Annotated in this window: 10 protein-coding genes; all 10 read left to right on the top strand. The window is 44.0% G+C overall.

From position 1 onward, the window contains the following. Positions 1-208 precede the first annotated feature (208 nt). Complete coding sequence (locus tag FKN05_RS12230; RefSeq protein WP_212752284.1) at positions 209-619, top strand: endonuclease domain-containing protein; 411 nt, start codon at positions 209-211, stop codon at positions 617-619. 526 nt (positions 620-1145) lie between these two features. Further along, positions 1146-1745, top strand: coding sequence for a LemA family protein (locus FKN05_RS12235; RefSeq protein ID WP_170887653.1), 600 nt, complete (start codon positions 1146-1148; stop codon positions 1743-1745). 256 nt (positions 1746-2001) lie between these two features. Beyond that, complete coding sequence (locus tag FKN05_RS12240; RefSeq protein ID WP_170887654.1) at positions 2002-3867, top strand: M48 family metallopeptidase; 1866 nt, start codon at positions 2002-2004, stop codon at positions 3865-3867. A 353-nt stretch (positions 3868-4220) separates the two neighbouring features. Next, the gene (locus tag FKN05_RS12245; RefSeq protein WP_099610775.1) at positions 4221-5225 is read left to right on the top strand and encodes an NAD-dependent epimerase; all 1005 of its coding nucleotides are present in this window, start codon (positions 4221-4223) and stop codon (positions 5223-5225) included. A 506-nt stretch (positions 5226-5731) separates the two neighbouring features. Further along, positions 5732-9733 (top strand): pullulanase-type alpha-1,6-glucosidase, encoded by a 4002-nt coding sequence (gene pulA / locus FKN05_RS12250; protein WP_170887655.1) that lies wholly within the window; start codon positions 5732-5734, stop codon positions 9731-9733. Between the two features lie 356 nt (positions 9734-10089). Then, positions 10090-12405, top strand: coding sequence for a hypothetical protein (locus FKN05_RS12255; protein ID WP_170887656.1), 2316 nt, complete (start codon positions 10090-10092; stop codon positions 12403-12405). 59 nt (positions 12406-12464) lie between these two features. Continuing rightward, complete coding sequence (locus FKN05_RS12260) at positions 12465-13538, top strand: hypothetical protein (RefSeq protein WP_099610773.1); 1074 nt, start codon at positions 12465-12467, stop codon at positions 13536-13538. Positions 13539-13664: 126 nt separating this feature from the next. Further along, positions 13665-14636 (top strand): LPP20 family lipoprotein, encoded by a 972-nt coding sequence (locus FKN05_RS12265; RefSeq protein WP_170887657.1) that lies wholly within the window; start codon positions 13665-13667, stop codon positions 14634-14636. A 22-nt stretch (positions 14637-14658) separates the two neighbouring features. Continuing rightward, the gene (locus tag FKN05_RS12270) at positions 14659-15654 is read left to right on the top strand and encodes a hypothetical protein (RefSeq protein ID WP_099610771.1); all 996 of its coding nucleotides are present in this window, start codon (positions 14659-14661) and stop codon (positions 15652-15654) included. 35 nt (positions 15655-15689) lie between these two features. Continuing rightward, a complete protein-coding gene (locus tag FKN05_RS12275; RefSeq protein ID WP_099610770.1) occupies positions 15690-16286 on the top strand; it encodes an LPP20 family lipoprotein in 597 nt (198 codons plus the stop codon). Positions 16287-16332: the final 46 nt, after the last annotated feature.

The raw sequence follows: 16332 nt of genomic DNA on the forward strand, positions 1-16332 counted from the left end.
TGGCAGGCGAAGCCTGACGGGGTGGTTGCCTTCGCTTTTTTGTTTATGCTCGCCACCATTCCATTCCACTGATTTTTTCTATTGGCTCGAAATTTTTCTCTAGTGAAAAATTCATCTTTAATCAATGTGCTATTGTTTGCTTATTTACTATATAAGAATAACAATTTCGTTAGCATTGATAATATTCACTTTGAAGTGGAAAGAGACGATGAGAAAAACCCAAATTTATAAGTCCTTACCTTATAACCCTCAGTTGCGAAAACAAGCAAAATTACTACGAAAGGCGGGTATTTTGCATGAGGTTTTATTATGGCAACAGCTTAAATCGCGGCAGCTTAATGGATTGGATTTTGACCGTCAGAAAGTTATTGGTAACTACATTGTCGATTTTTATTGTGCAGAAAAATCGGTTGTGATTGAGGTTGATGGTTATTCTCACAATATCCAGCCAGAAAAAGACATCGAGCGAGATAACTATCTGAACAACTTAGGGGTGACAGTAATTCGTATTTTAGCGAGTGATGTATTGCAAAATTTGGCAGAAGTCATTGCATTTTTGGAAAATCATCCGCAGTTATTATCAAGTGCTTCTAATTCAATACAACCTGAGAATTTTTAAGTCAGCAACCACCCCGCCCTACGGGCACCCCTCCGGGGGAGGGGAATAAAAGCGAATGCGTTAGTATCGTTAACCATTAATTATTAACAATTAACAATTAATAATTAACCATTAGCTTCAGCAACCATCCGCTCTTCGGAGGAGGGGAATGAGCATGTTGTGTTGGCTTTCATCGCAGGTTTAAATTTCCGAGCGAGGAGGAGTAAAGGCGAGCACGTTTTTTTAAAATTCCCCTCCTTCGGAGGGGTGGCAGGCGAAGCCTGACGGGGTGGTCTTAAACCAAGGTTCTAGAGAAGTGTATGTGCTAGTAAAAGCAGGGCAAACGCTAAAACTAGTACCTAAAAACTTAATTATATTAAATATGCATGACATAAAATGGCAGTAACATCAAAGTGATGTCATTAAAAAGCAGATAAAGTTATGTTTTTACCTCAAAACATATTAGGTTAGAAACTGGTGTATTTCTGCCAAATAATCGTCGATCGTTGGATATTATTTTAGCGATTTTACTGACTAGGATTTTACTATGGCTACTTTGATCATCGTGATTGGTTTTTTATTGCTTATTATCGTGTATGTAATTTCAATTTATAACCGGTTAGTCACGCTACGTAATCGTTTTACCAATAGCTTTGCCCAAATTGAAGTTCAATTAAAGCGACGTTATGACCTGATCCCTAATTTAATCAGTACCGCTAAAGGCTATATGCAACACGAACAAGAAACTTTGCAGCAGGTTATTCAGGCGCGTAATCAAGCGATTTCTGGTTTAAAAGCCGCCAGTGCTGCGCCGGAGAGTGAATCTGCTATTGAGCAGCTAGCTCAAGCTGAGGGCGGGCTGAATAATGCACTGAGCAAGCTGAATGTCGTTGTTGAAGCTTACCCTGATCTCAAAGCGAGCCAAACTATGGTGCAATTGCAAGAAGAGCTTGCGAGCACTGAAAATAAAGTCGCTTTTGCTCGCCAAGCGTTCAATGACTCGGTCACGGTTTATAATACCTATAAGCAAACCTTTCCGCCCGTGTTACTTGCCAATATGTTTGGTTTTCAACATGCTCAGTTGCTTGAGTTTTCTGATAGTGAGGCGATACAAGAAGCACCTAGGGTTGCTGACCTTTTGAGCTGATTTTTGCAGCAGTTTGTGGTGTTTTTATATAAGGCAGAGGCTTTGAAATGTAGTGACTCTACCTGAGAAGCCGATAACACTGTAGAAAGGAGCCACAAACGCTGCCCGAAGGGGTAGGCTAAAAGTGTCTTACTCTTTGTTGAGCGGTGTTTTGCTTAGAGTTACTAGGCGACAAATATCTCTCCGCGATTAAAACACTTTTATCTTGAACAAAATTTAATCACGAAAGGTCAGCAGATCCTAAGGTTAGCTTCGAATGAATTTTTTCCAACATCAAGATATCGCTCGTCAACAAACTCGACGCTTGGTGCTGCTATTTGCTTTTGCTATTTTAACCATTACCACGTTACTCAGCCTCAGTAGTTTGTTGGTTTACTTGAGTGTTTCTCATGCACCATTAGACTGGCAAACCGCTGTGCGATTAACTTTATTGTGTTTTGTGGTTGTCAGTGTGGTGATAGGTTTAAGTGCTTGGCTACGGTGGTACGATTTACGAAAACAAGGGGGATCTAGCATTGCTGAAAGCCTTGGCGGCCAGTTAATAGCAAGTGATACCACTTATCCCCAGCACCGTCAGTTGCTCAATGTGGTTGAGGAAATGGCCATTGCATCAGGAACACCCGTCCCACAAGTTTATCTACTAGAGCATGAACCAGGAATAAATGCCTTTGCCGCTGGAGTGAGTATCGATGATGCTGTGATTGGTATCACTCAAGGTGCCCTCGACCATTTTAATCGTGATGAACTACAAGGCGTGATTGCTCATGAGTTTAGCCATATCCTCAATGGTGATATGCACCTAAATACACGCCTAGTTGGTTTATTATTTGGGATCACTTGTATTGCTTATTTTGGTCATTTGGTCGTGGATAATTTATCTCGAGCTCGACGTCGCCAAACGAGGCGAACATCCGACTCAGACAAAGGTGTGGCGGCGTTGTTTGTCCTCGGTCTGATTTGTATTGTCTTAGGGTGGTTCGGTACCTTATTTGGCGCGATAATTAAAGCAGCTATTTCTCGGCAGCGTGAATATTTGGCTGATGCAAGTGCTGTGCAGTTTACTCGTAATGACCAAGGAATTAGTAGTGCACTAAAAAAAATTGCGGCGCATACGCAAGGGTCAACCTTAAAAGCGAAAGCTTGTGATGAGGTGAGCCATATGATGTTTGGTCAAAGCAGAAAGTCGGGATTGGCGGCGCTTTTTGCCACTCATCCACCATTAAAAGAGCGAATTCGCCGTATTGAGCCGTATTGGGATGGCCACAGCGCGCTGCCTGAAGCAGGCTCATCAATGGTTTTTACTCATTCGTCTATTTGTGGGGTTGATGCAGGAGCAAGTTCGCCTCCTATGGAAACGGCGGATGAAATAATAATACCAGGTGAGCTTTACATCATCGGTCAGGCTTTGATTAACCAGTTACCACTCTTATTGATCAATATGGCACGAGAGCCATACAGCGCTCGTTTTGTGGCTTTTGCGCTTATTTTCGATGGTAGTGAGGTTCAACGCACTATCATTAAGCAACATATTCCAGAGGCATCACATGACAAGCTCTTGCCTTGGTTGGATTATGCAATTCCGACTCATTTACGCTTGCCGTTACTTGAATTAAGTGTTCCAGCCTTGAAGACTCTTAGCCAACCGCAACGGTATCAGTTATGTGAAGTGTTACGCGAGCTATCGCTGACCGATCATCATTATTCTCTTGCTGAATGGTGTGTCATTAATCTACTTGAAAAACAATTACTTCCAGAGGTGAATCGGCCTCGTTTTCACAAAACACTGCACCAGCTTCAACCAAGCGTACAGGGATTATTGGGCGAGCTTACTTGGGTCTGTTATACCGAACCAGAACAGGCTCGGGGCGCTTTTGAACAGGCGCTATCTCGTCTTGGGTTGCCGGTGGCCCCCTTACTGCCTGCGCAGAAAAATTGGTTTCGAAGCCGTGATGCCTTGGAATTATTACTTCAAGCCAAGGTTAAGGAAAGGGCGCGATTTGCACAAACTTGCCGATGGATTATTGAGTCTAATGGGCGAGTGACCGTGGCTGAACGTGAGTTATACAGGGTAATTGCTTGTTTTTTAGAAGTGCCCGAGCCGCCGCTTAATTTATCGGAATAGGAGCCAATTCGAGATTATCCCCTTCTGACTTAAAGCTGCAGCGGTGTTGGCTACGTTCGTTCACCTTAATCACATAGCCTGTCTATGCTCATGGGGATGATAAGAGCCATCCGTGGCTCTCACCAAAGGCTAGCCTATGGCTGTTCAGATCTGTTACAGACAAATTTGTCACTCACTGGCCGCCTAGCTGCAACTCCAAGTTGTTTGGGTGTTGATGAGGTTTTTGCCACCATCAAACCAAGAAAATGGTTCGATAAAGCGATAAACATCTTTTTCATCTCGTGATAAGCTTTTTTAAACAAGAATCTGGGCCGAGTAACGACCTGTTTGACTTAATTAAAGGTACCTATTTTATGAAATATCTTGTCACGGGAGCGGCGGGCTTTATTGGTAGCGCTGTTGCAGAAAAACTGACGGCGCAGGGGCATCAAGTGATTGGGATCGATAATCTTAACGATTATTACGATGTCGCATTAAAACAGGCTCGTTTAGCACGTATTGTGCATCCTCAATTCCAATTTATTGAGCTAGATATTGCTGATCGCCAAAAAATGGCAGCGCTTTTCCATCAGCAACAGTTTGACCGAGTGATTCATTTGGCGGCGCAAGCTGGGGTGCGTTATTCGTTAGAAAATCCGCACGCTTATGCCGATTCTAACCTTGTGGGGCACTTAAATATTTTAGAAGGTTGTCGGCAAGAACAGGTTGGCCATTTGGTTTATGCCTCATCCAGTTCAGTCTATGGGTTAAATGCCAAAGTGCCGTTTTCGACTTCCGATTCGGTAGATCATCCGGTTTCTCTCTATGCCGCGACGAAAAAATCCAATGAGTTGATGGCGCACAGCTATGCGCATTTATACGATATTCCCACCACTGGCTTACGCTTTTTTACGGTTTATGGCTCATGGGGGCGGCCGGATATGGCTCCGTTTATCTTCACCAAGAAGATTTTAGCCGGGGAAACAATCGATATTAATAATCATGGTGATATGTGGCGTGATTTCACCCATATTGAGGATATTGTCCAAGGGGTGGTACGGATTGCTGATGTGGTTCCTACCCGTAATCCGGATTGGACGGTCGAAAAAGGTTCACCCGCAAGCAGCTCTGCTCCTTATGCCATCTATAATATTGGTCACGGTAGTCCGATTAATCTGATGGAATTTGTCAAAGCGATTGAAGACGAACTTGGTATGGAGGCAAACAAAAACTTCCGCGGTATGCAACCTGGTGACGTGTATCAAACCTATGCAGACACGGAAGATTTATTTACGGCTACAGGTTATCGTCCTCGTGTCGGGGTCAAAGAAGGCGTTGCTGAGTTTATTGCTTGGTATCGTGAGTTTTATCATCAATAACAGTTCATCAATAACAGTACCGTGATATTTCCCACGCTGAATGGCAGATGGTTGCTTGTTCAGCGTGATGGTATCCGTTGAACGATCAACTGATTGAATCGGCGGTTTGGCAGCCTCTTGATGGTGACTTACTTTTTAATGAAAAATATCGCGTTACTTTTGAGTGATCCGACTCACCATTTTGAGGCTGAGATCTCCTCCTTGCAACTCATCCCCAACGTCTCCTCCTAGCAAACTTTTCCCTTCCAAGGTGTGGGCTTTATCTCACTCTGCAGCCATTTTGTTATCTGATTTGTGAATAACCTCAATGATATTAGAAAATTTTTCTTGGTAAAAAACTTAACCATTGGTTCTCACGTTTTGTGGATGCTTCGGTGCTCTAGCATTGAGCGGAACATTTCCTTTTCGGCATGTTGCCTTTAATCAGGTGTGCAGCGCTTCAGGTACGGTACTTTGAAACATCAACACATCGATTATCTCACTTCAATAACAATGGATTTGTAAACGTGGACAATAAAAACTTTAATTTATCAACGATTGCTAAAATCGTCCTGCCTTTGATTTCCGTTGCGGCGATCAGTGGTTGTGGCAGTGATAGTAGTAATGACAACACGGACTCAAGTGTTGATTTATACCGCGCAGGAGAGAACGAAGTTGTCATCTATTACAAACGAGATGCTGCTTCTACTGCAAGAGCCAGTGCGAACGCGAATGACTATGATGGCTGGGGACTCCATTTATGGAATGGTGAAGGTTGTACCAGTACCGATCTTGCTGCCATGGGGCTGGCCACGACAGGCACCGATTGGGGATCACCTTATCCATTTACAGGGATCAGTGAAACTTATGGTGCTTATTATGTGTTGAAAGTTAATCCTGATGCTTCTGATCCTCATCAATGTATGAACTTTATTTTGCATAAAGGGGATGAGAAAGCGTTTGGCAGCGCTAATTCTAAAGTTGATCTCACCCAACTCGGTGAGTCAAAGGGCTTGTTTGGTTTTCATGGCAGCAGCGAACTTTATTATGCGCCCATTGCAGAGCGACCAGTGGGGATCGATGGTCAAAAAGCGCATTGGTTAGATGCTGATATTATCGCATGGGAAGCGGTCGCTAATGCTGATTCGGTTAAGCTTTTTTACAGCCTCAGCAACGACATCAAGATGGATGAAGATAAGCAAATCTCCGGCGGTACCGCACTTGAGCTGACTAAAACGGGTGAATTGTCTGCTGAACTGAAGGCGCGTTTTCGCCATCTTGCGAGTTTACAAGCGGCAAGCCTTGATGTAGATGATGAGACATTACGTACCATTTTAAAATCACAAATCGTGATGGTGGCATATAACGCCAATGATGAGGTGATCGCAGCGACGGAAGTACAAAAAGCCGGTGTATTAGATGCTGTGTTTGCCGATTCCAAGACGGGTGACGCAATTAGCCAAAAACTGGGTGCGATTGTGCAAGGCGGTGCCGCGACCTTCAAACTATGGGCACCCACCGCGCAAGATGTTGATCTGATTATCTACGATGAAAATTTAGCAGAAGAAGCGACCGTTGCAATGACAGAGGATCCAGCAACAGGGATCTGGGCTTCTGAGGTGCAAAGCAACGTTGTTAACAAATACTATCGCTATCAAGTGAAGGTGTACCACCCAACAACGGGTGCCATCGAAACGCGTTTGGTCACAGATCCATATTCATTAAGCTTGTCGAAAAACTCACGCTATTCTCAAGTGGTTGATCTTGAAAATGATTCTAGCCTAAAACCTCAAGGTTGGGACACCTACGCACGACCAACGGTTAACAAAGACGAAGATCACGTCCTTTACGAGTCTCACCTTCGCGACTTTAGCTTTAGCGACACTCAAGGTACCAAAGCATACAACGGTAAGTACTTAGCACTCACCGAAGCAAACCGAGAATCGGTTTCACACCTGCAAGCATTAAAAGATGCAGGTTTAACAACCCTTCACATTCTGCCCGCTTTCGACATTGCTACGGTAGATGAAGATGTGGCAAATCGTGTTGATATTACCGATACGGTAGGCAAGCTATGTGGTATTAAACCTGATGCTTCCGTTTGCGAAACCGAATCTGAGACAAAAGTCATTGAAGAGGTACTCAACAGCTACGATCCTGCGACAGATAAAGCACAAGCGTTAATGAACGACCTTCGCATGTTAGATAGCTTCAACTGGGGTTACGATCCATACCATTACACCGTGCCAGAAGGCAGTTATGCGACTGATCCTAACGGCGCTACGCGTATCCTTGAGTTCCGTGAAATGGTGCAAGCAACCCATAAAATGGGGCTGAAATTAGTGATGGATGTGGTGTACAACCACACCAATGCCTCTGGCGTGAACGAAAAATCAGTACTGGATAAAATTGTCCCTGGGTATTACCACCGTCTAAACGTCAACACTGGCGGTGTCGAAAATTCAACCTGTTGTGATAACACCGCCACCGAAAACCTTATGATGGGCAAACTGATGGTTGATTCGCTGTTGATTTGGGCGGATGACTACAAAGTCGATGGTTTCCGTTTTGACCTTATGGGCCACCAGCCGAAAGATGTGATGGTGTATGCGTTGCAAAAAGTGCGTAAGATCGATCCAAATACCTTATTCTACGGTGAAGGTTGGGACTTCGGTGAAGTTGCGCAAAACGCTCGTTTTGAGCAGGCAACACAAGTCAACATGGCGGGCACTGAAATTGGTACTTTCTCGGATCGTCTGCGTGATGCAGTGCGTGGCGGAAGCCCGTTTGATGGCGGTGTTGATTCTGAGGGGCTGCACCCACTTCGCTTTAACCAAGGTTTCGGTAATGCCGCTTATGCAAACGAAGAAACCAAAACCGATGCAAAATCGATCAATGGTCGTTTACACAACCAAGATCTGGTTCGTCTAGGCATGGCCGGTAACTTAGCCGATTATGTTCTTCTGGATTACAAAGGCGATACTAAACTAGGTAAAAACGTCGATTACAATGGTGCGCCAGCGGGCTACACCAAAGCACCATCAGAAAATATCTCGTATGTTTCTAAGCATGATAACCAAACGCTATGGGACAACAACGCCTATAAGATCGCGACCGGTACTTTGTCAGCAGAGCGTGCACGCATGCAATCTGTCTCGTTATCAACGGTGATGCTAGGCCAAGGTATTCCGTTCATCCATATGGGATCTGAGTTATTGCGTTCGAAATCCATGCAGCGCGACTCGTACGATTCGGGTGACTGGTTTAACCGAGTCTTCTTTGATGGGCGCGATAACAACTGGAACGTTGGTTTACCGCGTGAAGATAAAGACGGTGCAAACTGGGAGCTAATCAAAACCATCGTCGGTGACAGCACGGCGAAACCAGACTCAACCGACATCGAGCTGACGAAGCAACAATTCCTAGAGTTACTAAAAATTCGTAGTACCAGTGAACTGTTCCGCTTAGACACCGCGCAAGAGGTGATGAATCGGGTTGATTTCCGCAACGTGGGCCAAGACCAAGTGGAAGGCTTGATTGTGATGTCCATCGACGATGGTACATCAGCAGGTGCCGATTTGGATTCGAACTACGATGCGATTGTGGCTGTTGTGAACTCAACATCAACGGAGCAATCTTTCAAAGTTGCTGGCGCAACAGGTTTCGAGCTGCATCCAGTTCAACAAAACTCTGCGGATAACATCGTGCAAGGTGCAAGCTTCTCAGCTGAAACCTTTATCGTTCCTGCGCTCACTACGGCGGTATTTGTTCAGCCACAAAACGGCGCGCAAGGTGTAGGTTTGCCAGTCAATAAAGACAATAAAGATGTCTCTAGCATACCTCCCTATGGTGATGCTGTGGTGTATGTCAAAGGCTCGATGAACGAATGGTCTGATAGCAGTGATTGGGCGATGACCTTTATTGGTAACGGTCTGTACTCTGTCACTGGCGTTCTTGAAGCCGGTGAGCATGAGTTCAAATTTGCGGATTCAGGCTGGGCAAATCCCAATATCGGTTGTGATGCTGCGGATTTAGCTAATGACTCTCTTGAGTTAGGTACAGAAGCAAATTGTAAACTTACGGTTGCTGAAACAGGTAAATACAATTTCATCTTAAACGCAGTGAACGAGCAAGATGAAAGCGTAGCCAAACCGGTGGTCTCTGTCACCAAAGCTGCCGATGCGCCTACATTTGGTGAAACAGCGTTGTACCTACGTGGCACTATCACAAGTTGGGAGACGCCAGCGCCAGATTCTGCTGCCAAGTTTAGTTATGTTGCCAATGATATTTACTCACTCGATATTACGCTAGCGGTAGGAAGCTATGAGATGAAAGTGGCCAGTGCCGACTGGGCTGATGCTACTAACTTTGGTGCTCAAGGTGCGCTGGTACTTGGTACACCTTTGACGATGGAAGTTGGCGGTGCCAGTGGTAATATCAGCATCACAATAGCCGAAGCAGGCAGCTACCATTTCGACTTCAATGCGGCGGATAACAGTGCGCCTATTATTACGGTGACGAAAAACTAAGCTTATCTGTTATTGAAAAGAGTAAATGAAAAGGGCCATGAGTATGGCCCTATGTCATCAATCCTCGAGCGCAAGTTCGAGGATTTTTTGTACGTGCTTTTTGTCCGTACAATGACACAGTTAAGCTTTTCCTAAAGTGGTTATTAATGGGGGATTGAGTTGTCACTTAAATGGATCTGAAAAAAGCATGCACATTGCCAATCAATATATTGCATAGATCACACTTTTATATAATAACAATAAATTTGTTTTATGAATCATAAAAACATCACCGTATGATTCCTACAATAATTTTGCGTAGAAAATCACTTTTTTACGTTTATCGTTGAACTATGTAGCTAAACAGGAATCGGCTCATGAAAAAAACGTTAGTGGCAACAGCTATACTCTCTTCTTTGGCCTTAGTTGGCTGTGGTGGGAGCAGTAGCTCAGATAAAGTAACCCCTGAAGCAAAAGCGAGCGTTTCAGGCGTGGTGAATAAAGGCTTAGTAAAAGATGGTTTAGTTGAGGTGTGCCCTGCCACTGCAGCGAATGTTCAAAATAAGGCATGTGATACACCACTGGCTAGCACTACCACAGGAGAGGATGGCGGTTATTCCTTTACCGGCTTACCGCAAAACCAAGCATTATTATTTGTGTTGAAGAAACATCCTGAAAAAGAGACGCAAATGAAATGTGATTATCAGGCTTGTATTCAGGGTGACATGAAATTTGGTGAGTTTTTCCCGGTTGACAATAATTTCAAATTAATCTCGATTCTTGCTCCTGATGCGGAAAATATTACCGCTCATATGACCAAATTAACCGATGTTGTTGCCCAGTATACTGCTCGTAATATGGTTGGTGATCAGGTGTCTCCTGAAGCGATTACTCGCAACCGTAGTGTTATTGCTCAAACCTTGGGGCTTCCTGCGAGTGCGAATATTGAACAGCTTGGTGCGGTTGACTTAACCAAGCCAGCAGCAGTAACCGCCGCGTTAGCTGATGAAAATAACGCCGCCTCTATTGAAGTGGCGGCTCTGTCATTAGCTTTATTTGAGAAAGATGAAGGTGCTATCCAGTCATTCTTTGCTATCACAGATAAATTTAATAACGGTGCTGGATTAACAGATGACGATAAAACCGTCATTACAGGGACGTTAGGTAATTCTAGTGGTGCGGTAACGTTTTTAGAAACGGAATTAAAAAAAGTAGAACCGTCCGTTAGTTTAAGTGATGTAAGTAATAGTTTAAACAAAGAGGATCGTGTCCCAGATAAAATCGAGCTTCCGAAGCCGACCCCAAATAACGACGTTACCAAAGCGCAAGACTTAGTTAAGCAAGTGCGTACTGTGTATAACGCTGCTGGTGAAGAAGGGGATCTACGCTTGGGGTTAACTCAGTGGGGGGATTCATTACAGGCGATCCCTAGCGAGTTATTTGAAGATGATATGGCACAAGCCTTTGAAGCGCTACAAAGCGGCTTGATGTCGATTGCTCATCAAGTTGATGACCGGCTGAAAGGTGAAGCAGGGGAGTATGATGAAGCTATTAGCGCTGCGGATGGTGTTTATACTCTGAAAATTGATGATACTTTAGATCTGGCTGTGGTTGCTAGCGTCAACTGGCCTGAAGGTGGTGAGCCAACGGTTAGCGAGGATGGTTGGCAGCGTGAACAAGATCATGCGCCAAAAATTGAACTAACGATCACCCGCTTAAGTGTGACTTCAGGTGAGGTAACATTAACGGCCGAAAGTGGTTTGGCACAGGTGATCGAGTTTAAGAGTCAAGAAGCAAGGTTGGAAAATAATAAGCCTTGGGATGATGAGGCTCAAGAGTACGCTTATTCTTATGAAGAAGAGTATGCTTTAACGGCGGATAAACTGGCGCTTAAGCTTGAAGGCGTTACGTTAACCGCCAAAGATCAAAATAAAAAGACTATCGAGTTAAGTGGAACGATCACCTTTAGTGCAGATAAAGCCAAAGTCGCTGGGGTGGAACTGAATCATAATCAAAGTAACTGGAAGGATGGCCCGAATGAGGGTAGTCATACCAAATTTGAAAGCCAAACTATCGCGGCAGAGAAATTAAACTTAACTTTTAATACCGAGCTGAACTATCTCGAGCAGTTGGCTAAATTAAACCTAGCGATTAATTTGGATAATCCGGCGAACAAGGTGGTGTATTTATCTTGTATGCGTGATGCGGCATCTTGGATTGATGACAATCATACTTGGAGCAACCAACATGAAGATGGGCTCTATTTGGGCAGTTCTAAGTGCAGTAAAGATGGTGAAAACTGGTCACTGGATGAGGAAACCGCGACGGATTTCTTACGTGGCTCAGTAACCGCCAGCTTAGAAACAGAGGTCAATCCTGCGAAACCACAGCTAGCTAAAGTTAGTCTACAAGCTGCTCGGCCTGCATTTGATTTGCTCAATGTTAATGGTGCTGTGGTCTATAACGATCAGACATTAAACCTTAAGACTCAAATCAACACGCTTGCAGAGGATCAAACACTCACCGTTGAACTGGCTAATGCGCAAGCGACAGCGGTGTTGCGTGAAGGCGATAAGAAAGGTGAGATCTTAGGTGAGATCAAGGTTGGCAATAAAACCGTAGCGACGATTGAGTATGTTAAAAATACCAGTATTGTTCGTTATAGCAACGGTCAGTTTGAATCATTATTCTAATTTTTATTACCTGCGCTAAGGAGCTCCATTTGGGGCTCCTTATTTATTGAGATCTCATCATGTCGAGTGTTTTTTTGTTATTGCCAAGCTTAAGTCTGTTTCCATTATCCGAACCGAATACCGATTGGCAACTTTTCAGTCAGAATCAGGCGTTTGGGTATTCGCAAGATAACGCGATTTATCCTTTAGTCAAGGGGAAGAAAATGGCTTATACCCCAGCGAAGCATGCGTTAACTTTTAATCAAGCCGAATTGGGAGTTCGTTATCAGCATCTCTCGGTTTCTTTATTGAGCCGTTATGAATGGTATCTACGTTTTAGTCCTGACACCATGCGGCTTTATGGCGAATCGGTCAATCGGCAAGATATGCAAACGGGTAAACGTTATGATGTTGACTTACGCGTTGAGCATTTAATCAGCCAAGGCATTAAACTGGCGTGGACGTCGGATGTATCTCAGCCATGGATATGGCATCTATCTGCTAGTTATTTACAGGCCAGTGAAATGATGAGTGGCCGTTTACATGGACACGCGGGTGACACAGGTCAGGGGGAATATACTGGGCTACTCCAGTTAGATTACACCTATACCGAAGATGCCTTGCTAAAAAGAAAGGTTGATGCTCCTTCGAGTTATTTTGGTTATACCACGGATGTTGGGGTCAGCTGGCAATTTTATGACTATGGCTTTGCCTCTTTGCTAGTGCAAGATATTTATAGTGCTATTTATTGGCAGGATATGCCTTATACCTCAGCGACGGCCAATACTGCGACAGCTGAAACGGATGAGCATGGTTTTGTTTCGATTAAACCTTTGGTTAATGGAGTGGAAGGATTTCGGGATAAAACACAACGACTACCAGTGAAATATCATTCTCGTTTGGGGATGGTTTATCAACAACAAGCTTATAGTGTAAAAAGTTTATACGTTGATAAGCTTTGGTTAACCGACCTTGAATGGAGTATGCAATGGCAGGATCGTCTTTACTCTAAACTTAGCTACAATTTGCAAACTGGGGCGCTGGGTGTCGAAGGACAGTGGGGATGGTTTACGCTTGGTATACAAAGTGACAAGTTAGATTATCAACAAGCTAAATTACTCAATATCCAGATGGGTATAGCTGTTGATTTTTAATCGGGAAAAGTCTGCTCTGTTTCATAAAAAAGTGATATTTTTCCCAAAAAGGGTATTCATGTCAGAATAAATCAAGCTATAGTACGCAAATGTTACTTTTATGTCAGGATTTGGCCAACTCTCCTTATGTTTACTGTCAAGAAAAACTTCCTTCTGCCTTTGCTGGCGCTGTTTTTAGTTGCTTGCCAATCAACGAACCCACCCAGTTGGTATTCGTTACCAGAAACTAATGATCCGATCTATCTTGTCGCGGTTGGACAAGGGCGCAGTTTAGAACAAGCGAAACAAATGGCCCTGAGCCAGATCAACGCTCAGTTATGGACTCAGATCGATTCCTCTTTCTCTTCTCGCGATGTTTTTCAAAGTCAAAACGCCAACACCGTCAGTAGCTCTCTGGTGGATAATAAAGTCAATAGTAAAACGGCGACGGTAATATTAACCGGGATTGAATATCCGAAAGTAGAAAAAAACGACATTGCGTATTATGTGCAAGCTCAAGTGAGCCGAGCCACCGTGATCGCTCAATTGCAAGCGGATATTCAACACAGTGATCGCCAAGCAAAGGCGCAGATCAGTAAACGAGGCCATCAAGATGTGCTTCCTTGGTGGTTAGAAAGCCGTCATTTATTAAGTGAGATGAATCATGTTGCGGTACGCCAAGCAATGCTTCGTTCGCTTGGTGCCTCAGCTCCAGCGGCACCGCAAATTGAGCAATTAGAGAAACAAGTTGCTCAGGCGCAATCATCTATCCTGATTCAAGTGGTGGCTGCTGCAAATAATCATAAAAGTGCTGAGTTATTAGCCGATAAGCTTTCTTCTCAACGTTTAAAAACCAGCTTTAATCGCTCAAGCAAGCGAACTCATTCTCTTATCCTGACCTCAGAGCTTCGGCAAAGTCGGGTCGGCGATGCCTATATTTCCACTCTGTTCACGTCGCTTACACTCCAAGCGCAGAACGGAACTATTCTCGCCAGTAATGAAATTATCTCTAGTGGCAACTCCTTATCCAATTATGCTCTTTCACAAGAAGGCGCTCAGCGTCACTTGATGGAGTTGATTGAACAACAAGGTTTATGGTCTTCACTAGGATTCAAATAAAAAAAACGATGGAGTTATCTTAATGTTTAAACAAACTGCAGTGGCGCTAGGTGTGTCTACATTACTTTCTGGCTGTATTTCGATGGGGCCAGTCCCTATTTGTACACCGGATACGTCTGTTCCTCTTTTGGAGTCAGAGGTTCCTGCGAAAGCGAGCCAAGATGTTAAAGCGATTGTGTTACCCGTGGACGTCAACTTTAGAGATGTGGCGCAAGATCGTGTGCAATCGGTGATTCGTAACTCACTGGAAAGCCAAATCGTTGAAACCGGTACCGAGCTGGTTGATCGTAAATTGGCGAATAAACTGAAAGGTGAAATTAAGCTAGCCGAGCAAAGTGGTCGTTATAATACTAAAGGTGTGCCAATTGCCGATTATGCGGTGTTAACTGAAGTGACCAATCTGGATTTTTCTAAGTCTTTCAGTGAAGCGCGCAGCTATAAAAATAAAAAAGGCGAAACCGTGCATGTGCCAGCCAAATGTAGCTACAAAATGGAAGTCGCAGGGATTGTTAAAGTTGTCTCACTGCCTGACATGGCATTAGTAAAACGCATTGATATTAAAGGTGATGAGTATGCCTCTACCGAGACGCGTAATTCAAGTTGCCCAATCAGTGATGCGGGTTATCAAGGGTTAGCGAGTAAAGCGGCGGCTGAAGCCGTTGAATACAGCGCAGAGTTAAAGTCATTGCTTGCGGCTAAGGCTTCAGTATTAGAATTGCGTCAATGCGAAAGCGGTAGTATGGTGAAAATTGGCGTTGGGTCAGATAAAAATATCCAACCGAAAGATGAAATTGCCTTCTCTAAAATTATGAAAAGTGAAGATGGCGAGCTAGAAACTTTTGGTGTCGGCAAGGGAACCATTGTCAATAACCCTGAGCATGGTATTAAGGCGAAATTCTCATGGGTGACGATTGATGAGGACACTGCGCTGAAGATCCGCAAAGGGGATCAAGCTCAGGTTGTACCTAATCCTTGTAAAAGTTGGTTAGATCTTGAGTGCAAATTTAAGAACTTATAATGGTGTTTTGACCGTTCAATAATATGGAATGAATGATGAAAAAAACAATAGTAATGAGTGTGCTTGCGCTCTCTGTTGCCGCATGTAGCAGTACTCAAACCGTTGAACAAGCGCAGCAGTTTGCTCAATGTACTTTTCCTGATACCCCGTCTGTTGAAGCGCCGGCGTGGATCTGTGATGTCATGCCTAAAGATCTTGCCGCAGGTGCCACAGGCTATGCGAAGAAAAGTGCTGCAGGTATGAGTGTGATGCGTAAAGTCGCGATCAATGACGCACGAGTACAGCTTGCTTCTCAGTTCCAAACTGATGTCAACAATATGTTTAAGCAAGCGGTACAAAGCTCAGTAGAAACCAGCAATGAGGCTGCAGTAGAAAATGTGGTAGAAACGTTTGAGAACGTTACCAAAAACGTAGTCACACGCAGTTTATCAAACAGTAAGTTGATTGTGAGCCAAGTAAGCCCGGCGGGCGGCCTTTATGTATTGGTAGGAATGGATAAAGAAGCCTATCAAGAAAACGTCAACCAAGTGGTGGATGAAGCGAGTAAAGAGTCAAAATTATGGGCCCAATTTAATAGTGAAAAAGCGGCCCAAGATTTAACAGAAGCACTCAATTCATTGAAAGCGTTATAATTTAACTTGGATTAAACGAGTTAATGATGGTTTTTATCAGGCAGGG

The sequence above is a fragment of the Vibrio sp. 1-1(7) genome, assembly GCF_013048485.1.
Lineage (GTDB): Bacteria > Pseudomonadota > Gammaproteobacteria > Enterobacterales > Vibrionaceae > Vibrio > Vibrio fujianensis.

Coding starts and splice junctions, on each gene's coding strand:
- FKN05_RS12270 (WP_099610771.1), top strand. CDS start 14,659: ATGTTTAAACAAACTGCAGTGGCGCTAGGTGTGTCTACATTACTTTCT.
- FKN05_RS12260 (WP_099610773.1), top strand. CDS start 12,465: ATGTCGAGTGTTTTTTTGTTATTGCCAAGCTTAAGTCTGTTTCCATTA.
- FKN05_RS12240 (WP_170887654.1), top strand. CDS start 2,002: ATGAATTTTTTCCAACATCAAGATATCGCTCGTCAACAAACTCGACGC.
- FKN05_RS12265 (WP_170887657.1), top strand. CDS start 13,665: ATGTTTACTGTCAAGAAAAACTTCCTTCTGCCTTTGCTGGCGCTGTTT.
- FKN05_RS12230 (WP_212752284.1), top strand. CDS start 209: ATGAGAAAAACCCAAATTTATAAGTCCTTACCTTATAACCCTCAGTTG.
- FKN05_RS12245 (WP_099610775.1), top strand. CDS start 4,221: ATGAAATATCTTGTCACGGGAGCGGCGGGCTTTATTGGTAGCGCTGTT.
- FKN05_RS12275 (WP_099610770.1), top strand. CDS start 15,690: ATGAAAAAAACAATAGTAATGAGTGTGCTTGCGCTCTCTGTTGCCGCA.
- FKN05_RS12255 (WP_170887656.1), top strand. CDS start 10,090: ATGAAAAAAACGTTAGTGGCAACAGCTATACTCTCTTCTTTGGCCTTA.
- FKN05_RS12235 (WP_170887653.1), top strand. CDS start 1,146: ATGGCTACTTTGATCATCGTGATTGGTTTTTTATTGCTTATTATCGTG.